This window comes from Pedobacter sp. GR22-6, from assembly GCF_037402555.1.
Taxonomy (GTDB): Bacteria; Bacteroidota; Bacteroidia; order Sphingobacteriales; family Sphingobacteriaceae; genus Pedobacter.
Map to the genome: position 1 here is coordinate 501,799 of NZ_JBBEUC010000003.1, position 20,606 is coordinate 522,404.

The 20,606-nt window shown below is 41.9% G+C and carries 22 protein-coding genes; 16 read left to right on the forward strand and 6 right to left on the reverse strand.

Annotated elements, in window-relative coordinates; all coding sequences use genetic code 11:
- Nucleotide 1: 1 nt before the first annotated feature.
- The 4 genes from WAE59_RS16035 to WAE59_RS16050 form a co-directional block, all read right to left on the reverse strand.
- Nucleotides 2–829 (reverse strand): CheR family methyltransferase, encoded by an 828-nt coding sequence (locus tag WAE59_RS16035; protein ID WP_337856996.1) that lies wholly within the window; start codon nucleotides 827–829, stop codon nucleotides 2–4.
- A 16-nt stretch (nucleotides 830–845) separates the two neighbouring features.
- Nucleotides 846–4,322 carry a hybrid sensor histidine kinase/response regulator gene (locus tag WAE59_RS16040; protein WP_337856997.1) on the reverse strand — a complete coding sequence of 1,159 codons (3,477 nt, stop codon included), beginning with the start codon at nucleotides 4,320–4,322 and terminating at the stop codon, nucleotides 846–848.
- An 82-nt stretch (nucleotides 4,323–4,404) separates the two neighbouring features.
- On the reverse strand, nucleotides 4,405–5,088 hold the full coding sequence (locus tag WAE59_RS16045; RefSeq protein ID WP_337856998.1) for a LytR/AlgR family response regulator transcription factor: 684 nt from the start codon (nucleotides 5,086–5,088) through the stop codon (nucleotides 4,405–4,407).
- 9 nt (nucleotides 5,089–5,097) lie between these two features.
- Nucleotides 5,098–6,597, reverse strand: a complete 1,500-nt coding sequence (locus WAE59_RS16050) for a sensor histidine kinase (RefSeq protein WP_337856999.1) — start codon at nucleotides 6,595–6,597, stop codon at nucleotides 5,098–5,100.
- Nucleotides 6,598–6,726: 129 nt separating this feature from the next.
- Between WAE59_RS16050 and WAE59_RS16055 the strand changes: the two genes are divergently transcribed.
- The 3 genes from WAE59_RS16055 (at nucleotide 6,727) to WAE59_RS16065 (ending at nucleotide 9,926) form a co-directional block, all read left to right on the forward strand.
- Nucleotides 6,727–7,080, forward strand: coding sequence for an arsenate reductase (locus WAE59_RS16055; RefSeq protein WP_337857000.1), 354 nt, complete (start codon nucleotides 6,727–6,729; stop codon nucleotides 7,078–7,080).
- 68 nt (nucleotides 7,081–7,148) lie between these two features.
- Complete coding sequence (locus WAE59_RS16060) at nucleotides 7,149–7,886, forward strand: carboxypeptidase-like regulatory domain-containing protein (RefSeq protein WP_337857001.1); 738 nt, start codon at nucleotides 7,149–7,151, stop codon at nucleotides 7,884–7,886.
- A gap of 75 nt (nucleotides 7,887–7,961) precedes the next feature.
- Nucleotides 7,962–9,926, forward strand: a complete 1,965-nt coding sequence (locus WAE59_RS16065) for a M1 family metallopeptidase (RefSeq protein WP_337857002.1) — start codon at nucleotides 7,962–7,964, stop codon at nucleotides 9,924–9,926.
- A gap of 59 nt (nucleotides 9,927–9,985) precedes the next feature.
- Here WAE59_RS16065 and WAE59_RS16070 read toward each other — a convergent pair whose 3' ends face one another.
- On the reverse strand, nucleotides 9,986–10,627 hold the full coding sequence (locus WAE59_RS16070) for a hypothetical protein (RefSeq protein ID WP_337857003.1): 642 nt from the start codon (nucleotides 10,625–10,627) through the stop codon (nucleotides 9,986–9,988).
- Between the two features lie 48 nt (nucleotides 10,628–10,675).
- Between WAE59_RS16070 and WAE59_RS16075 the strand changes: the two genes are divergently transcribed.
- The 6 genes from WAE59_RS16075 (at nucleotide 10,676) to rpsJ (ending at nucleotide 15,772) form a co-directional block, all read left to right on the forward strand.
- Nucleotides 10,676–10,897: a VF530 family protein gene (locus tag WAE59_RS16075; protein ID WP_337857004.1), complete on the forward strand. Its 222-nt coding sequence runs from the start codon at nucleotides 10,676–10,678 to the stop codon at nucleotides 10,895–10,897.
- Nucleotides 10,898–11,168: 271 nt separating this feature from the next.
- Nucleotides 11,169–12,032, forward strand: a complete 864-nt coding sequence (locus WAE59_RS16080; protein WP_337857005.1) for a helix-turn-helix transcriptional regulator — start codon at nucleotides 11,169–11,171, stop codon at nucleotides 12,030–12,032.
- 340 nt (nucleotides 12,033–12,372) lie between these two features.
- Entirely contained in the window at nucleotides 12,373–12,786 is a 414-nt protein-coding gene (gene rpsL / locus WAE59_RS16085) for a 30S ribosomal protein S12 (protein ID WP_008244597.1), read from the forward strand.
- Nucleotides 12,787–12,802: 16 nt separating this feature from the next.
- Complete coding sequence (gene rpsG, locus WAE59_RS16090) at nucleotides 12,803–13,270, forward strand: 30S ribosomal protein S7 (RefSeq protein ID WP_099440695.1); 468 nt, start codon at nucleotides 12,803–12,805, stop codon at nucleotides 13,268–13,270.
- A gap of 19 nt (nucleotides 13,271–13,289) precedes the next feature.
- Nucleotides 13,290–15,404, forward strand: a complete 2,115-nt coding sequence (gene fusA / locus WAE59_RS16095) for an elongation factor G (protein WP_337857006.1) — start codon at nucleotides 13,290–13,292, stop codon at nucleotides 15,402–15,404.
- Between the two features lie 62 nt (nucleotides 15,405–15,466).
- Entirely contained in the window at nucleotides 15,467–15,772 is a 306-nt protein-coding gene (gene rpsJ, locus WAE59_RS16100; protein ID WP_008244591.1) for a 30S ribosomal protein S10, read from the forward strand.
- Between the two features lie 77 nt (nucleotides 15,773–15,849).
- Here the strand turns inward: rpsJ and WAE59_RS16105 are convergent, their stop codons facing one another.
- Nucleotides 15,850–16,455 carry a hypothetical protein gene (locus tag WAE59_RS16105; protein WP_337857007.1) on the reverse strand — a complete coding sequence of 202 codons (606 nt, stop codon included), beginning with the start codon at nucleotides 16,453–16,455 and terminating at the stop codon, nucleotides 15,850–15,852.
- A gap of 80 nt (nucleotides 16,456–16,535) precedes the next feature.
- On the opposite strand from WAE59_RS16105, the gene WAE59_RS16110 reads away from it, so the two are divergent.
- The 7 genes from WAE59_RS16110 to rpsS all read left to right on the forward strand — a co-directional run bounded on the left by WAE59_RS16110 (nucleotide 16,536) and on the right by rpsS (nucleotide 20,602).
- Nucleotides 16,536–17,372: a sulfite exporter TauE/SafE family protein gene (locus WAE59_RS16110; protein ID WP_337857008.1), complete on the forward strand. Its 837-nt coding sequence runs from the start codon at nucleotides 16,536–16,538 to the stop codon at nucleotides 17,370–17,372.
- Entirely contained in the window at nucleotides 17,369–17,764 is a 396-nt protein-coding gene (locus tag WAE59_RS16115; protein ID WP_337857009.1) for a DUF1634 domain-containing protein, read from the forward strand. Before WAE59_RS16110 ends, WAE59_RS16115 begins: the two co-directional genes overlap by 4 nt.
- A gap of 179 nt (nucleotides 17,765–17,943) precedes the next feature.
- Nucleotides 17,944–18,561, forward strand: coding sequence for a 50S ribosomal protein L3 (gene rplC, locus WAE59_RS16120; RefSeq protein WP_337857010.1), 618 nt, complete (start codon nucleotides 17,944–17,946; stop codon nucleotides 18,559–18,561).
- Nucleotides 18,562–18,565: 4 nt separating this feature from the next.
- The gene (gene rplD, locus WAE59_RS16125) at nucleotides 18,566–19,195 is read left to right on the forward strand and encodes a 50S ribosomal protein L4 (RefSeq protein ID WP_337857011.1); all 630 of its coding nucleotides are present in this window, start codon (nucleotides 18,566–18,568) and stop codon (nucleotides 19,193–19,195) included.
- 1 nt (nucleotide 19,196) lies between these two features.
- Entirely contained in the window at nucleotides 19,197–19,487 is a 291-nt protein-coding gene (gene rplW, locus WAE59_RS16130) for a 50S ribosomal protein L23 (RefSeq protein WP_324371161.1), read from the forward strand.
- A gap of 24 nt (nucleotides 19,488–19,511) precedes the next feature.
- Entirely contained in the window at nucleotides 19,512–20,336 is an 825-nt protein-coding gene (gene rplB, locus WAE59_RS16135) for a 50S ribosomal protein L2 (protein WP_337857012.1), read from the forward strand.
- On the forward strand, nucleotides 20,336–20,602 hold the full coding sequence (gene rpsS / locus WAE59_RS16140; protein WP_008244581.1) for a 30S ribosomal protein S19: 267 nt from the start codon (nucleotides 20,336–20,338) through the stop codon (nucleotides 20,600–20,602). The genes rplB and rpsS overlap by 1 nt, the downstream gene beginning before the upstream one ends.
- Nucleotides 20,603–20,606 lie beyond the last annotated feature (4 nt).

Below are 20,606 nucleotides of genomic sequence, written 5' to 3' on the forward strand. Positions count from 1 at the left end.
CCTAAGCTATTTTTTGGTAAATGTTGTTTTTTTTATCGATTACTTTAAATCTCCCCAGCTCCGCGCTGCGTAATGTTTCTTTAGAGCCAAGACACAGAAAGCCGAAATTAGCCAGGCTATTGTAGAAGAGTTCGATCACTTTTTTTTGCAGTTCGGGATTGAAATAGATCAGTACATTGCGACAGGAGATCACCTGGAACTCGTTGAACACTCCGTCTGAAGCAAGATTGTGAACTGAAAACAGCACATTCTTTTTTAGGGAATGGTTGATCACAACAGCATCGTACTTAGCTGTATAGTAGTCAGAAAGCGTATGTTTGACACCAGTTTTAGTATAGTTTTCAGCATATTGCTTCATTTTTTGAGGATCGTAAATCCCATTTCTGGCATAGTCCAAAACCTCGGAATTGATATCTGTACCGTAAAAGAAACAGCGGTCGTAGAGGTTTTCTTCAGAAAAGAGTATGGCAAAAGAATAGAGTTCCTCTCCCGTGGAACAACCTGCATTCCAGACCTTGATGCGTTGGTAAGACCTAAGGTATGGTATGATATTAAGTGCAACTGATTGGTAAAATTGGGGGTCTCTGAACATTTCCGTCACATTTACAGTAACCTCAATCAGGAATGATTCAAAGTAATCGTGGTCATTGGTCAGTAAAGTACGTAAATCAAATAGATTTAGTTTTTGCAATTGCATAATTCTTGTCACTCTTCGCTTTAATGACGCAGGTGAGTAGTCCTGGAAATCGAAACCATGAATCTGTTTGATTAACTCAACGAGTTCAGATAATTGTTCGTAAGTGATGTTTTCTGGGGATGAATCGTTCATATACTAACCTGAATTATTAGCTTAACCATACCCTAAGCATAGATAATAACTTGTCCATATCCACAGGTTTGGAGATGTAGTCACTCGCCCCTGCTTCTATACATTTTTCACGGTCATTTTTCATTGCCTTGGCAGTGAGTGCGATGATGGGCAGTTTATTGAAACGTTTGTCTGCCCTGATTGCCCTTGTTGCTTCATATCCGTCCATCTCCGGCATCATGATGTCCATGAGCACAAGGTCAATTTGTTCAGCATCATTTAACCGCTCGATGGCTTCACGGCCATTGTTGGCAATGACGATGTTCATGTCGTACAGTTGCAAAGCACTGGACAAGGCAAAAATATTCCTCATGTCGTCATCTGTAATGAGTATGGTCTTATTCTTTAATGCTTTTTCTATCGTAGAGAAATTGCCTTTTGGAACTGATGGGGTAGCAGGTTTTAGTTCTGCCTGCTTGAGTTTGTTCATGAAAAGACTCACCTCATCGATCAGCCTGTCGTTGGATTTGTTGGATTTGAGGACCATCGCCTCCGTATAACGCATGATATGTGCCATTTTCTCGTCATCCAATTCCATTGCAGTGTTGATGATCACTGGAACATGCACCATGGCCGGTTGGGATTTGATCATGTCCAGCAGCTCGAAGCCGGAAATATCGGGCAGTTTAAGGTCCAGTATGATGCAATCGAAAGTATGGGCCTTTAACAAATCAAGGGCTTGTTTTCCGGTGAAGGCCTGCCTGACTTCCACACCTTTTTCCGTTAGTTGCTCTGTCAGAACAGTGCTGTGCAATTCCTGATCTTCGACTAAAAGTACCGTGTTGAAGTCATATTTGGCATGTGCGGAACTCAACAGGTTGAAGGCCTCGTCTAACTGGTCTTTTTCTATCGGTTTTTTGAGGAAACCGATGGCACCTTCTTTTTTTGCTTTACTTTCCTTCTCGTTGCCAGCCGACATCATGTGTACAGGGATGTGCTTCGTGCGTGGATCGGACTTCAATTTTTTAAGTATGGTCCAGCCGTCCATAACTGGCAGCATGATGTCCAATACAATAGCATCCGGAAGTTCAGAGAAGGCCAACTCAAGTCCTACGTCTCCGCTATGTGCAAGTATGGGTTTGAACCCTCTTTCCAGTGCATAATCATTCAGTACGTCAGCAAATACGATGTCGTCTTCTACGATGAGCAGGGTTTGTGTCCCGTTGTCTTGTTTTTCAATGCTGACAGGAGTGGACTGAACTGGTTTTTCCTCTGTAAAGCTTGCCTGTTCAGGGTTTTCCTTTGGTTCTGCAGTTGCTTCAATATGTTTTTCAGGGATAAAAAGGGTAAAAGTGCTTCCTACGTTCGCTTCACTTTGTACCTGAATTTCACCTCCAAGGATGTAAGCAAGCTCTTTACTTATGGAGAGGCCAAGTCCTGTACCACCATATTTTCTGCTGGTAGAGCCATCTGCCTGTTGAAATGCCTCGAATATCAGCTTTTGTTTATCGGCAGGAATCCCTATCCCGGAATCCTGTACAGAAATGGAGATGATCTGCGCTGAGGTATCTTTTAACTGGTCTGCAAAATAAGTTGTATCTGGAGCTGCGTTGCTGATTTTAAGGGTAATCTCTCCATGTTCCGGAGTAAATTTAAAGGCATTGGAAAGCAGGTTTTTAACGATCTGCTCCAGGCGTGCCTGATCGGTTAAGATGCTTTCAGGGAGCGCTTCGTCCAGCAAGGTATGGAACTTGATCTTCTTACTTCTTGCCAGTTCGCTGAACAGTGCTTCCATGTCGTTCCTGACCACAACAGGTTTTAGCGGCTCTATGCTGAGGTCTATTTTTCCAGACTCTATTTTTGACAAGTCGAGGATGTCATTGATCAATGTAAGCAGATCTGTTCCCGCATTGTGTATCACGCCGGCGTACTTGATCTGGTCTTCATTCAGATTTTCCGGTCGGTTTTCTTTTAAGATCCTGGCCAGGATAAGGATACTGTTCAGGGGAGTTCTTAACTCATGACTCATATTGGCCAGGAATTCAGACTTATATTTGCTGGACATTTCCAGTTCCTCAGCTTTAAGGCTCATGGCTTCACGTGCCTGGTTGACCAGGATATTGCGTTCTTCCAGCAGTTGGGCTTTTTCTTCCAGCTCGGCATTGGTTTGCCTTAACTCCTCCTGTTGCACACGAAGTTCTTCTTCAGAAGCCTGAAGTTGTTCAGATTTATAAACCAGCTCTTCATTGGTGGTGCGGAGTTCTTCCTGCTGACTTTGCAATTCTTCAGACTGTTGTTGAGTCTCCTCAAATAATGCCTGTAACTGAACACGTGCAATCGCACTATTGACGGCCACACCGATACTTTCTGATATGGCATTTAGCAACAGCATGGTTTTTTCCTCGGGCTCCTGATACAAACCAAACTCCAGTACGGCCAGGGTCTGGTTTTGGAAAAGGATGGGAATGAGAAAAAGGTGGCTTGGAACCACGTCGCCGAGTCCTGAACTGATCTTCAGGTAGTCCTTTGGAATATTGGTCAGCAACTTTATTTTCTTCTCTGCCGCGGTTTGGCCGATCAGTCCTTCTCCATACTCATATTGAGTTTGACCTCCCTTTTTAGGGGTATAGGCATAGCCCCCGCTATACTTGAAAGATTTCCCCCCGTTGTTGACGAGGAACATGGCGCCTACAGATGCATGGATGTGTTCGCTCATGGAAGACGTGATGTTGGCAGAGAGTTCCTCAATCTCCTGTTCCCCCCGTGTGGATTCTATGATGGCGGTGGCGCTTGCCAGCAGCCAGTTCTTAAATTCATTTTCGGCAGAGATTACAGCCAAACGCTCGTTGGATTCCCTGATCTGTAGCTCTGTTTCTTTTTGCTGATCGAATGTGCGCTTGATGTAGGAAAACAAAAATAGAATGAGGCAAAATATAATCCCGGCACTCAGTAAGACCACCCATTCGCTTTGAGCACTGCTGTCCAATGTAGCCTTTTTCCTCGTGGCCAACAGCTTATATTCTACATCGATGATCTTTCCGGAAATCGCGAGTATCCTGTTCTTATAAAACTGTCCTTTACCTTTCATGACCCGGCTTGCTGCAGCAGCCTGACCCTGGGTGTCGTTTAGCTTTAGTACTTCCTGCATTTCTTCTACCTTAGCATGTGCGTAGAAGTCCAGCGAGTCAATCCTTTCCTCCTGTTCGGGATTGTCTGAAACAATTTCCTTGAGATTCTGGACCGTTGGTAATATTTTAGCTGAGTTTTTATTGTAAGGTGCCAGGTATGTTCTTTCACCGGAAAGAATGAATCCCCTGATTCCTGTTTCTGAATTTAAAACGTAAGTTTCTACATCTTTTGCGATGTTGATGACATCGTAGGTATGACTTTGCCAATTGGTGCTGTCATTTAATTTTTCAATACTCAGGTGGGAGGTAATGGCAGAAACCAGGACAAATAGCAATGAGATGCCAAATCCTGTCAATACCTGCTGCTTAAAGGACAGTTTAAACATAATAAAAGGTAAGTAAGAAATTAATTACAATATTAACATTAATATCTTATTTGCGTGTTTTTGTTTAGCTTTTATAGCAGATTTAACACAGGTCCTGAAGACAGTGCGCATAGGTAGCGCCTATTGGAATACTCTTGTTTTCAATCCACACCTGTGTCCGGTCGAATTTGCTGATTTTGCTCCTCGCGATGATGAAGGTCCTGTGCGTCCTTATAAATTGGTTAGGAGGGAGGAGCAACTGCATTTCATTGAGTGTCACCCTTGTACTCAGTGTTTTTTTGTCGGAGAGGTGGATTTGTGTGTAATTTCCTGAAGCTTCGAAATAGCTGATGTCTTCCAGCAGCACTTTAATCTGCTCATAACCGTCTTTGATGAAAATGAACTTGCTTTCAGGAAGGTCTTTCCTGTTTCTCAGGTTGTATAATTCCAATGCTTTGTTGCAGGCTTTCAAAAAGCGGGAGAGTGGAAATGGTTTCAAGAGATAGTCTAATGCATCCAGTTCAAAACTCTTCACCGCATGTTCAGAATAAGCAGTGGTAAATACCACCATAGGTGGCATATTCAGGCTTTTTAAGAAGTCAATCCCACTGATATCCGGCATTTTAATGTCCAGGAAAATGAGGTCAACCTTGTTTTGTTGCAGATAGACAATGGCATCGAATGCATTAGTAAAAGTGGCTTTCAATTCGATAAAAGGCACTTTAGCGGCGTGTGCTGTTACCACGTCCAGGGCGATGGGTTCGTCGTCTATTGCGATGGCAATCATTGGCTCAAATTAGGGTTTTTCTGTCAGATTCAAAGTCAGATGTATAAAAAATTCCTTAGCATTTTGTCGGATGATCAGTTCGTGCTGATCTGGATACAGCAATGATAACCGTTGCTTGACATTTTGCAGGCCAATGCCACTTTGAAGTCGCTCGGGATCGTGCTCTGAATGTACATGGAGGCTATTGTGTACATCGAAATATAACGTTTGCTCGGCAATCTGCAGTGTGATCTTGATGTGTGAGGGATTGTTTAAGCTAATGCCATGCTTGAATGCATTTTCTACAAAAGGAATGAGGAGCATGGGGGTGATGAGCAGCAGTCCCTCGTAGGAGTCGACCTGTGTTTCGATACGGATTCCGCTGCTTGTAGCGGTTCTTAGCTTTTGTAGCGCAATATAATTATTGAGGTAATCGATGTCTCTGGTCAGGAGTATTTTATCCTCGGTATTTTCCTGGAGCATGAATCGCATCATATCCCCCAGTTTCTGGATGCCCTCTGCCGTGCGTTCGGAGTTTTCCTGCAATGCAGTTCCATAGAGGGTATTGAGTGCATTGAACAGGAAATGTGGATTGATCTGTGATTTGAGAAAATTAAGGTTTGCATCTGATTTTCCAAGTTCGGTTTTCAGATTGATGATTTCTTCTGTCTTTTGCAGGCTCCGGTTTTTGTAGGTCTGCCATGCAAAAGGCGTGACAAATATCATGAGGCTGAGGAAGTTGCCGAGACTTGCTATGGTCATGTATTGCTCCTCCCGTGCGCCAGCTACCAGTTGCTTTATTGAAAGGGAGTTCATGCCGGAATAGACCCCAATATTACCATCCATAAACCCATTACCTGATCTGGACAATAGCACCAGGAGAACGAGCAATAAAGAAGTAAAGATCCCCAGTGAAAACATCCTGAAGAAATAGGCACTGAATTTCCATTTTCTGTCGAAGACTGCCGGGATCATCACGCGCAATGCATATAAATAAATCAGCATGGCTGTAGGTACCACCAGGATCAGGTACAATTTGATGGTTGGATGTACATTTAGAAAATATGCCGCGGATACGGCCAGGATCCAGGCGCTCAGGAGAAAACCGGTTTCTTCTTCCAGACCATTTCTTGTGTTTCTTGAGTTTCCGGATAGCAATATAAATAGAGTCTTCAATGCCAGTAGTGCAGCCCAGTATACATTGATGATGCCGATGAGGATTGCAGCAAATATCAGGAAGTAAACCGGTAAAATATTTTTTGCAGCTCCCTCTTTCTTGTTCAGTTCAGGCTCGACGTGGAAATGGAGGAAAAGATAGCAGATGTAGATGACCAGGTGATTGAACAGGATTGGAATAAAGCGTTCGCCGATAAGGGTGAAGCTGTATTGCAAGACGCCGTTGACGGTGGCTGACTGGCTGATCGATGAATTGAAGGGGATGAGTATTTGATCGAATATGGAAAAAATGAATGCGATGACGACAAATGTGGTGACGATCCAAAATTCAATGCTGAGTTCTTTATGCTTCATGCCTTTAAGAGGTTTATTGGTAATTATCTTCTTTTATTTACTGCAATACTACGCACAGCAGAAGTGTCAAAAATAAAAATGTGATGAAAGCCTGAAAAAATGTGACGAATTATCATTTATTTTTGCAAAATGACTGTATACGGAATACCAAATTGCAATACTGTAAAAAAAGCAACCAGCTGGTTGACGGAGCATGGCCTTGACTTTGAATTTCATGATTTTAAAAAAAAGGGAATTACCGCGGAGCAATTGGCCGGCTGGTGTGAAGTTTTTGGCTGGGAAAATGTATTGAATAAGAAAGGGACCACCTGGAGAAAACTATCGGCCGGGGAGCAGGCAGCTGTATGCGATCAAAATAGTGCGATTGCCGTATTGCTGCAACATACCAGCGCGATCAAGAGGCCGATTGTAGAGGTCGATGGAAAAGCAGTGCTGATCAGTTTTAACGAGGAGGCCTATCAGGCTGAGTTGAGTAAGCCTTAGCTGACCTAAGAGGCTGTTAAAGTTTGTTAAATAATGATGGCCCTTGCAGTTGGAGTTTATCTTTGAGTATGTTCAAAAAGATGATCTTCCTGTTGCTGTCTGTTTTGCCGCTGTTTGCAGCAGCCCAACAGGTGTTTTCTGGTAAGGTGTACGACCTGAATGATAAAAAAATGCCCTTGCCTAATGCTCTGGTGAGAAATTTGAGTACTGGTAAATCGACAATGAGCCAGGCGCAGGGCAATTTTTCCCTTCCTGCCAAGGTTGGAGAGCTGATCGAGGTTTCTTTCGTGGGCTATCACACCGACACGCTTTATCTCATCAATCTGTCAGCCAGGACGATTTACCTGCCTGCAAATTCGACCCGTTTAAAAGAGGTAGCTATTTTAGGTGCAAAAGTGAACCCACTTGTGCTGTCGCCGGATCCGGAGGCCAGGGTTTTCAAGCGCTTTGAAAATGATGCGTTGAATGGAAAGGGAAATAATGACAGGGTAGGGGGCTTGAAATTCAATTTAGGCTACGGCAAGTACAAGCGAAAGCAGGAAAAGTTGGAAGCTGATGAAGAAAGGGATTTTTATGAGGCGGAGATCAATCAAACATTTACAGCGGAGTATGTCAGTAAGCTGACTAAATTAAAAGGAGATGATCTTAAGAACTTTATGAGTATTTACAGGCCATCTGCATTATTAGTCGGGGGACAGCGTCCGTTTAACTACGACTTTTATACCGTAAAGGCCTATCATACCTGGCTGAAGCTGCCAGAAGCGGAACGTAAACTACAGGCGATTCCGAAACTTAAGAATAATTAATAATCCCGTTACATTGACGATGGATTTCTGGGGTTTTTATACCTTTAGTGATCAAACTTTTAACCTACATCAAATATGTTCAATAAGTCTATTTTACTAGGGGCATTGTTATTTGCCTTTGGCCTTTCTGCCATGGCTCAGCAAACAGGTGCAGTCGCCGGGAAATACGATGCCCATGCTGCATTCAGCCCATTATTTTATACACAGAATGGCAATGAGTATCGTTCTGCAAATGGCTATCCAGGTCCAAAATATTGGCAGAATAAAGTAGATTACTCGATTACAGCAAATTTAGATGAGGCTGCCAATAAGGTAAGCGGCACGGTAACGATAACTTACAAAAACAATAGCCCGGACAAATTGCCCTTTCTGTGGTTGCAATTGGACCAAAACCTGTTTGCCCCTGAATCGAGGGGCAACTCACTGATTGCCGCTGGTAGCCGTTATGGTGCACGTGGCGAGAAGTTGGAAGGCGGATATAAAATAGAGGGACTGTCTGTAGTTCAAAAACTGAAGCCTGTTAAGTTTACCTCGCTAATAGAGGATACCAGGATGCAGATCAGGTTAGCTGAACCATTGGCTGCGAATGGAGACGTGGTTACTATTAAAATGAATTTTGCCTTTGTTGTGCCTGTGAATGGTTCAGACCGGATGGGGCACCTGACTACTAAAAACGGGGAGATTTTCTCTATTGCGCAATGGTTTCCGAGAATGTGTGTGTATGACGATGTATTGGGCTGGAATACTTTGCCTTATTGGGGTGCAGGTGAATTCTATTGTGAATATGGCGATATCGATTTTTCCATAACCGCACCTGCAAGTCACATTGTAATGGGCTCAGGGGAGTTATTGAACCCGCAGGAAGTATTTACCCCTACACAGCTTCAAAGATGGAATGCCGCAAAATCCAGTGATCAAACCATTGCGATACGTTCGGAATCTGAAGTAAATGATCCTAAGTCGCGCCCGGCAAAAGACAAATTGACCTGGAAATATAAAATCAAAAATACAAGGGATGCTGCATGGGGTTCTTCGAAGGCATTTGTACTGGACGCAGCCCGGATCAATCTACCTAGCGGTAAAAAGGCATTGGCAGTAGCCGCACATCCGGTTGAAAGTAATGGTAAAGATGGTTATGGAAGGGCGGCCGAATACGTTAAAGCTTCTATTGAACATTATTCGAACAAATGGTTTGAATATCCTTATCCGATGGCCATCAATGTAGCCAGTAACGTGGGGGGAATGGAATATCCCGGAATTGTATTTTGCGGCTGGAAAGCGAAGAATGAGAGCGCATGGGGAGTAATTGACCATGAATTCGGGCATACCTGGTTTCCGATGATCGTAGGTAGCAATGAACGTAAATATGGATGGATGGACGAAGGATTCAATACCTTTATCAACGGGATTTCCAGCGCCGAATTCAATAAAGGAGAATATAAGCAACAGCCGGAAGATATGCACAAGGTTGCGGAATACCTGCAGAATCCTGGTCTGGAATATATTATGTTGACTCCAGATGCCATGAAGGAAAGAAATATCGGTGTGAACCTGTATAGCAAGCCCGGATGGGGATTGGACATTCTGAGGAATGAAGTGTTGGGAGCTGATCGCTTTGATTATGCCTTTAAAAATTACATTGAGCAATGGGCATTCAAGCACCCGACACCTTTTGATTTCTTTCGTTCGATGGAGAACGCTGCCGGGGAAGACCTTTCCTGGTTTTGGAGAGGTTGGTTTTTGGAGAACTGGAAGATGGATCAGGCCATTAATGGTGTGACTGAAACAAAACGGGATGGAAAAAGCGTTTACAACATCACAATTGCAAATCTGGAGCAGATGCCAATGCCTGTAATTCTGGAAGTAACTCGGAAAAGTGGTAAAAAAGAGATCATCAGACTGCCGGTTGATATTTGGATGAGGAATACGCAATGGACAATTCCCTATGTTTCCGATGAAGAAATTACGGCTGTGGTGCTGGATCCGGCAAAAGTGCTCCCTGATGTAAACAGCAGCAACAACAGTTGGAAAAAGAATTAAATATTCTTTTAATTGGCAAAAAGCCCCTGTCGATGGTCGACAGGGGCTTTTTGCTGGTATTATTTATAAAAACTCTGTTTTAATTTTTCAGCATCTATTGTGCTTGCAGATGGTGTTTCATCCAGCCGGATCTGCCAGCCCTTTTGGTTCAATAGTTTGATCTCTACTTTAGCGACGGAGAGGTCTTTTCCTTTGATGGCCTGTTTAAAAATGACAGGCGCTTTGGGTTCGATATTTGAGGAAGTATGGAACAAGATTTCCAACCTGAACTTGGGCCATATTTGAATATCAGCCAATTGAGCCGAGTAGATTTTTTGGGCGGTACCTACAGGGATGATGCCCAGAAATTCACCTTTAAATTTGTTGTCTTTCTCTGTACTCAGGCTAAGCGGCAGCTGGAATGAAGTCTCATTCACCAGGTAGAAGTGCACTACGGAATTGCTGTGTTGGTCGGTAACAATCCCAAGGTATACACCATCGGTGATGAACTCTTTTTCAGGTATACTGGGTCTGGTCCTGACAGCAGTGGTCTCGTCTTCAGAAATTTCTCCATGTACCAAAGTAACCTTCGCGGCCAGTACGGGAATTTCAAAGTCATTGGCATCTGTGACGCCAATCGTATCTTTATCTATAATTCTGGTGATATAGCCTTCCAGGTTTTCATCCACGAAGCGGACGAAGTCTCCTAATTTATAATTCATTTGTCGATCTGTTTAACACTAATCAAATTTAGTTATTATTTTTGCCCTATGGCGGAGCAGGAGCAAAAAAACAATCCATTGCATGGGAAAACACTAGAGTTTGTCCTAAAACAACTCGTATGGCACTATGGCTGGGAAGAATTGGGTATGCTGGTTAAGATCGCCTGTTTCAATAATAATCCCACGATGAATTCCAGTCTCAAATTCTTACGTAAAACAGATTGGGCCAGGAAAAAAGTGGAGAAACTCTACCTCAACACTTTTCATTAAAGGCAGGCATTCAGGACATCCTTCTTTTTTAAAGTTAAGTTTGCTGAATGTTAATTTTATTATTTAAATTTGTTTTAACTAAATTCAGTCAGATGAATCTCAGGGCTTTAAGTGGGATTCATGTATTGAGATATTATAACCTAAATTTTATTGTATAAGACACCATCCGGAAGAATATGGGTTTTTCTGTTTGGTGGAGAGAACGAAGGCGTATAGGATATGCCTGATTATAATTGATAGGATAATAGTAAATTAATATATAGTGCTTTCGATGAACGAACCTGCTGCTGAATATGTACATACTGCATTGCCTTTCCCTACCATTTCGGGAAAGAAGACGATTGAGGTTTGTCGTTTCGACAGTTTTTCTAAATATTATGCTTTTGAATCCCATCGGCACAAGTTCGATATTGTAATCTGGGCTACACGTGGCCTGGGTGCCCAGTGCATAGACTATGTGGAATATGAAATGCTTCCGGGAAGGTTGTTTTTTGTTCGGGGAGGCCAGGCTCATCAGTTGAAGCAATATGCTGAAGATGGCTGGGTGATTCTGCTGAATGAAGAGGCCTTAAGAAATTTAAACGCTTCATTGCTGGATAATTTTTACCGCAGACCTTACCTGGATCTAAAAGAGCTTTCCTGTGAAACTTTTATGGGGTTATTTAGTTTATTGCAATTGGAAATGCGACAACAGGAGCCAAATGTGATGATGATTACCAACCTGCTAAATGGAATGTTGCTGTGTGCAGATCAGCGGAGTTCTTTTTTAAGTGCTATTGGTGGGGCGGACGACCGCTTTTCGATGATCAAGCGTCTGAAAGCATTGATTGAAAAAGATTATAAACGTCATAAGGATCCTGACTTTTATTACGATGCCATTGGGCTGCCCGGCCGCAGGATCAATAACATTACGAAATCTATTTTGGGTAAAACCGTGTACGATTTGATTCAGGATCGCTTATTGTTGGAGAGCAAGAGCTTGCTTAGTGGTACTTCGCTTACGGTGAAGGAAATTGCGGCAGAGCTTGAGTTTAATAGTCAGGGCTACTTTTGCCGGTTTTTTAAAAAAATGACTGGCATTACAGCGCTTGATTACCGTGCATTTTCGCATTCGGAGAATTTGGGGAGGCTCTAAAGTGCAATACTTAGGCCCTAAAGTATAACGATTCTTGATAAGCATGTTTTACATTTGCGCAGGTTTTTGGCCGGGCCATATTGGTTTTGATGAGCTGGAAATTTAGAAAACGATTAATAATCAATTATTATAAAGACTTTGTCGTTCTTTTTTTTGATTAGAATGATAAAATTTAGGGAAGTTAATAAGTAATAGGGCGATCCGGATGGATGCCCTATTTTTTTGTGCCTTAATAATTTTGTGTTAACCCCTTGATTTATAAAATGTATTGTCTTACCTTTGCAGTCCCTTATTGAGGGGTAAAGTTTTTAAACATTAATAGAAAAACAAAAAAGAAACAATGCCAACCATTCAACAATTAGTTAGAAAAGGTAGAGTAGCACTGGAGTTCAAGAGTAAGTCTCCGGCGTTGGACAGCTGTCCACAGCGAAGAGGTGTATGTACACGTGTATATACTACTACCCCTAAAAAACCAAACTCAGCAATGCGTAAAGTAGCGCGTGTACGTTTAACCAATGGTAAAGAGGTTAACGCGTACATCCCTGGAGAAGGTCACAACTTGCAGGAGCACTCGATCGTATTGATCCGTGGTGGTCGTGTTAAAGATTTGCCAGGTGTACGTTACCACATCATCCGTGGAGCATTGGATACTTCTGGTGTTGCTGGTCGTAACCAACGTCGTTCGAAATATGGTACTAAACGTCCTAAGCCAGGACAAGTAGCTGCGGCACCAACAAAAGGTAAAAAGAAATAATTAGGAGGAAAGAAAAATGAGAAAGTCAAAACCAAAAAAGAGAATTATCCTTCCTGATCCTAAGTTCAATGATGTTCAGGTAACCAGATTTGTGAACAATATGATGTACGATGGAAAGAAATCCATCGCATATGATATTTTCTATAACGCTGTTGAGCTGGCTGAGAAAAAAGCTGGTGAAAATGGCTTAGAAGTATGGAAACGTGCTTTAGCTAATGTAATGCCTGCTGTAGAGGTTAAGTCACGCCGTGTAGGTGGTGCTAACTTCCAGGTGCCTACAGAAGTAAGACCAGACCGTAAGATTGCTTTAGGTATGAAATGGTTGATTTCTTACGCTCGTAAACGCGGTGAAAAAACAATGAAAGAGAAATTAGCAGGTGAAATTGTTTCAGCAGCTAAAGGTGAAGGTGCAGCAGTTAAGAAAAAAGAAGATACGCATAAAATGGCTGAAGCCAACAAAGCGTTCTCTCACTTCCGTTTCTAATCATACAGAATCATAGAAAATGTCAAGAGATTTAAAATACACAAGAAACATTGGAATTGCAGCTCACATTGATGCAGGTAAAACTACAACAACTGAGCGTATCCTTTATTATGCTGGTGTTAGTCATAAAATTGGTGAGGTGCACGAAGGTGCAGCTACAATGGACTGGATGGCACAAGAGCAGGAGCGTGGTATCACGATCACTTCTGCGGCTACTACTGTAAACTGGAAATACAGAGGAGATAACTACCACATCAACATCATTGATACACCGGGACACGTTGATTTTACCGTAGAGGTAAATCGTTCATTGCGCGTATTGGATGGTCTGGTATTCCTTTTCTCTGCAGTTGATGGTGTTGAGCCTCAGTCTGAAACCAACTGGAGACTGGCAAACAACTACAATGTAGCCCGTATCGGTTTCGTTAACAAAATGGACCGTTCCGGAGCTGACTTCCTGAAAGTTGTTGGGCAGGTTAAGAGCATGTTGGGTAGCAATGCAGTTCCGCTGCAATTGCCTATCGGTGCTGAAGACAGCTTCAAAGGTGTAGTTGATTTGATCAACAACCGTGGTATCGTATGGAATGAGCACGATAAAGGTATGACCTTTACTGAAGTTCCAATTCCTGAAGATATGCTGGACGAAGTTGCTGAGTGGAGAGAGAAATTGCTGGAATCTGTGGCTGATTATGATGAGACTTTGATGGAGAAATTCTTCGAAGATCCTAATTCGATCACAGAGCGTGAAATCTTAGACGCTTTGCGTGCAGCTGTATTGGATGCTAAAATTGTACCTATGGTTTGTGGTTCATCTTTCAAAAACAAAGGTGTACAGACCATGCTTGACTATGTGATGGAATTATTGCCTTCACCAATGGATTCAGAAGGTATTGTTGGAACTAATCCAGAGACAGGAGCAGAGGAATTGCGTAAGCCAGATGAAAAAGAGCCGTTTGCAGCTTTGGCATTCAAAATTGCGACAGATCCTTTTGTTGGACGTTTATGCTTTATCCGTGTTTATTCAGGTAACCTTGAAGCAGGTTCTTATATTTACAACGCACGTTCTGAAAACAAAGAGCGTATCTCACGTATCTTCCAGATGCATGCGAACAAGCAAAACCCAATTCCTAACGTAGGTGCTGGTGATATTGCTGCGGTTGTAGGTTTTAAAGACATCAAAACAGGAGATACACTTTGTGAAGAGAAAAATCCGATCGTTTTGGAATCTATGGTGTTCCCTGAGCCAGTTATTGGTTTGGCAATTGAGCCTAAAACTCAAGCTGATATCGATAAATTGGGTATGGGCTTATCTAAATTGGCCGAAGAAGACCCTACATTCAGGGTTCAGACAGACGAGGAAACTGGTCAGACTGTAATTTCTGGTATGGGTGAGCTTCACTTAGATATCTTGATTGACCGCTTGAAACGTGAGTTTAAAGTTGAAGTTAATCAGGGAGCTCCACAGGTAGCTTATAAAGAGGCGATCTTTGGATCTACTCAGCACCGTGAAACGTATAAAAAACAATCTGGTGGTCGTGGTAAATTCGCCGACATTCAGGTGGTAATTTCTCCAATTGATTCAGATTTTGAAAAAGGTGGTTTGCAGTTTGTAAATGAAATCACTGGTGGATCTATTCCTCGTGAATTTATCCCATCTGTTGAGAAAGGTTTTGCTGCAGCAATGGCGAATGGTGTATTGGCTGGTTATCCACTTCCTGATATGAAAGTTCGTTTGATCGATGGTTCATTCCACGCAGTCGATTCAGATGCTTTGTCATTTGAACTTGCAGCAAGAATGGCTTATCGTGAAGCCTTGCCAAAATGTAAGCCTACATTGATGGAGCCAATCATGAAAATCGAGATCCTGACCCCAGAAGAAAATATGGGTGATGTTATCGGTGATATGAACCGTCGTCGTGGCCAGCTTTTGGGTATGGATACACGTAATGGTTCTCAGGTGATCAAAGCAACAGTGCCTCTTTCTGAGATGTTTGGTTATGTAACTCAGTTGCGTACCATCACTTCGGGTCGTGCGACTTCAACTATGGAGTTTGATCACTATGAAGCAGCGCCTAAAAACGTTCAGGATGAAGTTATTGCCAAATCAAAAGGCAGAATTAAATCTGTAGATTAAAAAATAAAATCGGCAGCCGGTTATTAATAGCTCTAACCGGCCGCCTCAATTAAATAAATATCATGAGCCAAAGAATCAGAATCAAATTAAAATCTTACGATTACAATCTGGTAGATAAATCTGCTGAGAAAATCGTAAAGACTGTTAAACCTACGGGTGCAGTGGTAAGCGGACCTATCCCTTTGCCTACAGAAAAGAAAATCTTCACTGTTTTGCGTTCACCACACGTGAACAAAAAAGCACGTGAGCAGTTTCAATTGTGCGCATACAAACGTTTGTTAGATATTTATAGTTCTAACTCTAAAACAGTTGATGCCTTGATGAAACTTGAATTGCCTAGCGGTGTTGAAGTAGAAATCAAAGTATAACTTTATAGTTGACGTTAAACAAAAATGCCTGTCTGGATTTCCAGACAGGCATTTTTGTTTAACCTGAATTTTGTTATTTATTTCCCCCGGCTTCTGATCTCTTCCAGTTTATTGCGTTCATCTTGTAATTCACGTGCGAGTTTTTTCTCTTTTTCATTGGCCTTTACTTTGTAAGCCTGATATTCCTGGGCAATCTCTTCATAAAGTGTGCTGCGGTACCTGGCCTCGTGGATATGTTTTGCCGATCTTAGTATAATAAAGGTGAGTACAAGGGCAAGTCCAAGAATTAAGCCCCATACCATCAAATTATAGTTGGATTTAGTAAAGGAAATTCCTAGAAAACTGATTTCGTTAATCCGTGCATTTGAATTCGCAAGTGAAGAGGTGGTTCCCGAAATGTTCTTTTTTAGGGTGTCAATTTCCTTTTCCTGGAGATTTATCTTTTTTCTGACCTCCTTCAACTGCTGTTGGGTGCTATTGAGTGAATCCCGGACACTTTGCCAGAAGGAAGAGAGCCGATTAGGGTTAACTAATTTGTAGCCATTCAAAGTCTTGGATTTGGAGAGTAGGACCTGGTATTGTCCCCTAAGGCTCGGATCTGTATTTGTTGTGTCAGCAACCTGAGCATGAGCGTAGAACTGAATTAAAAAAAGTGCAAGAATCAGGAATAGATTTTTTTTCATGTTCAAATAGTTTACGTCTAATTTAACATTCATTATTTAATTTTATTGTGTTTTGTGGAGAGATAGTATATTTGCAAGGCATGTCGGTATTACTCTTTACAATCATCGTCCTGGCCGGGGCATTTCTGGCCGGTCTTGTCGGGTCTTTAACCGGTTTAGGTGGTGGAGTTGTGATCATTCCCTTGCTGACGCTCGTTCTTGGTGTGGACATCCATTATGCGATCGGCGCTTCTATCATTTCGGTAATCGCGACTTCTTCAGGTTCCGCGGCAGCGTATGTTAAAGAGGGGATTACGAATATTCGTATAGGGATGTTTTTGGAGATTGCGACTACAGTCAGCGCGATTATCGGTGCTGTGATTACAGTCTTCATTGATCCTGGTTATATCGCAGTGATATTTGGGTTGATCCTTTTGTTTTCGGCGATGATGATGATCCGGAAGAAGGTAGACCGTTCGGATAATGATACTTCAGGGAAAATAGCCGTATTTTTTAAGCTCAATGGCGCTTATCCGACAGAAAACGGGCAGAAAAAATATGCAGTTCATAATGTTGTAGGCGGTTTTTTAATGATGTTCATTGCGGGTATCATTTCAGGTCTGTTGGGTATAGGATCTGGTGCATTGAAAGTCATCGCTATGGATAATATTATGAGAATTCCGTTTAAGGTTTCTACTACGACCAGTAATTTCATGATGGGGGTGACTGCGGCTGCCAGTGCGATCGTTTATCTTCATCGTGGACAGATTGATCCTGGAATAGCCATGCCGGTCACAGTAGGCGTATTGTTGGGTGCAACTATAGGGTCCAAGATATTGGTGAGGACCAAGACAGATAAATTAAAAATAGTTTTTGCTGTAGTGGTGACATTTCTTGCAATTCAGATGATTTATAATGGTTTAACGGGTAGGTTATGAGTAAAGGTAACAGGAACTTTTTGGCAGACAAGGACATTCAGTTGATCCTGGGTACCTTGCTGCGGGTAGGTGTGATTTCTTCCATGAGCGTAGTGTTCTTGGGAGGAGTAATTTATCTGATATCCAATTCCTCAGCTGTGGTAGACTACAATGAATTTGACCCGGGAAAATCGGGTTTATCCTCCATCGTTGCAATTTTTGCTGGCTTGAAGCATTTGGACGGTGCGGCGATCATTCAATTTGGTACTTTACTACTTATTTTTACACCTATTTTAAGGGTAGTTTTTTCTGTTTTTAGTTTTCTTATCGAGAAGGATTATCTGTATGTGCTCATTGGTTTGTTTGTTTTGTCTGTGATCCTTTTCAGTCTGAGTAATAAGTTGGCGGGTTAAATTCAGTTTGAAGGTCTATTAACCGCCGTCAAAAATAATTTGCAGTTATTTGAAAAAATAATGAGCTAACTATTTGAAAATTAAGATTTCTTTCCTATTTTTGCCGTCCCTTAACGGGGATGTATATCCACCTTGAACGAAGCCCTACTGCTTCGATGGGTGTTAAATTAAATTAGAAAATGTCAGGTATTATTGGAAAAAAAGTAGGAATGACCAGCATTTTCGACGCCGATGGAAAGAACATTCCATGTACGGTGATCGAAGCTGGACCTTGTGTAGTTACACAGGTAAAGACCGCAGAGAAAGACGGTTACGTTTCAGTTCAGTTAGGTTTCGACGAAGCCAAAGAAAAGAACACCACTCAGCCTTTGAAAGGCCACTTTGCAAAAGCGAACACTACCCCAAAGCGCAAATTAGTTGAATTTGAGCCATTTGAGGAATCTTTGAGTTTAGGTGATACCGTTACGGTAAGTATCTTTGCTGAAGGTGATTTTGTGGATGTAGTTGGTACGTCAAAAGGTAAAGGTTTCCAGGGTGTTGTAAAACGTCATGGTTTCGGTGGTGTTGGAGGTCAAACTCACGGACAGCACAACAGGATGCGTGCTCCAGGTTCACTGGGTGCTGCTTCTTATCCTTCACGTGTATTTAAAGGCATGCGTATGGCGGGTAGAATGGGTGGAGACAGAGTGAAAGTTCAGAACTTACAGGTTTTGAAAGTTTATGCTGATCAAAATCTTGTTGTAGTTAGTGGTTCCATTCCAGGAGCTAAGGGTTCTTACGTAATCTTAGATAAGTAAGCAGATGGAAGTTAAAGTATTAAACATTTCAGGAAAAGAGACAGGTGCCAAGGTGCAACTTCCTGAGTCGGTATTTGGCATATCGCCTGTTGACCACGCAATTTACTTAGATGTAAAGCAATATCTGGCTAATCAACGTCAGGGAACGCACAAGTCTAAACAACGTAATGAGATTGCAGGTTCAACCCGTAAACTATATAAACAAAAAGGTACTGGTGGTGCTCGTGCCGGAAGTATTAAATCTCCATTGTTCAATGGTGGTGGTCGCGTGTTTGGTCCTCAGCCGCGTGATTATAGTTTTAAACTGAATAAAAAATTGAAAGTATTGGCTCGTAAGTCTGCATTGTCTTACAAAGCACAGGATCAGAACATCGTTGTTTTGGAAGATTTCACTTTTGATTCAATCAAAACTAAAAACTACATCAATTTAGTTAGCGCTTTGAATTTGGCTGGCGAAAAGACATTGTTGGTTTTACCTTCACAAAATAACAATATCTATTTATCAAGCAGAAACATTCAGAAAGCGAAAGTAATCACTGCAGATCAATTGAATACTTATGATGTATTGAATTGCGGTAAGCTTTTGTTAACTGCTGATTCTCTTAAAACATTGGAGGAGGCATTTGCCAAGTAATATGGAACTTTTAAAAAAACCGATATTAACAGAAAAAGCTTCTGCATTAACAGAGAAGTCTAACCGCTTTACCTTTAAAGTAGATCATAAAGCGAATAAACTGCAGATCAAGCAAGTTATCGAGAAGATGTATGGCGTTAACGTTTTAGCTATCAATACAATGGTAGTTGACGGTAAAGTTAAATCTAGAAATACTAAAGGCGGATTAGTTACTGGTCGCAGCCCGAAATACAAAAAAGCTATTGTAACGCTTAAAGCAGGCGAGACTATAGATTATTACGCGAACATTTAATAAGAATTGAATATTTTATAAACTATGGGCTTAAGAAAATTTAAACCAGTTACTCCGGGAACCCGCTTTAGAGTAGGTGCCAGTTTTACGGAGATTACAGCAACCAAGCCCGAAAAATCATTGGTTGTATCTTCTAAGAAATCGGGAGGACGTAACAATACAGGAAAGATGACTATGCGCTACATGGGTGGTGGTCACAAAAAATCTTACCGTTTGATTGACTTTAAACGTGAGAAATTTGATATTCCTGCAACAGTAGCAACTGTTGAGTACGATCCAAACCGTACAGCACGTATCGCATTATTACATTATGCGGATGGTGAGAAGCGTTATATTATTGCTCCCGAAGGGTTGCAAGTAGGGCAAAAAGTAGTGTCAGGTGATACTGCTACTCCAGAGGTAGGAAATACCTTGAAATTGTCTAACATCCCATTGGGATCGATCATTCACAACGTGGAAATTCATCCAGGTCGTGGTGCTCAGTTAGCACGTAGCGCTGGTGCTTATGCACAACTTGCTGCACGTGATGGTAAATATGCTACTTTGAAGATGCCTTCAGGTGAGACAAGATTGATCTTGACTGCTTGTTTGGCAACAATCGGAGCTGTTTCTAACTCTGATCATGCAAATGAGGTATTAGGTAAAGCAGGACGTAGCCGTTGGTTAGGTCGTCGTCCGAGAACACGTCCGGTAGCGATGAACCCTGTCGATCACCCAATGGGTGGTGGTGAGGGTCGCTCATCAGGAGGTCAGCCTCGGTCAAGGAACGGTATGTATGCCAAAGGCTTCAAAACCCGTACACTTAAAAAATACTCAAATCGTTTCATCATAGAGAAAAGGAAGAAATAATGGCTCGTTCGATAAAAAAAGGACCTTATATTGACCATAACGTAGAGAAGAAAGTAGTATCTATGAATGATTCAGGCAAAAAGTCTGTCATTAAAACTTGGTCACGCAGATCAATGATCTCACCAGATTTTGTGGGTCATACATTTGCAGTACACAACGGTAATAAATTTATACCGGTATACGTAACAGAAAACATGGTTGGTCATAAGCTGGGAGAGTTTGCTCCAACCAGAACATTTAGGGGTCACTCTGAAAAGAAAAAATAATTAA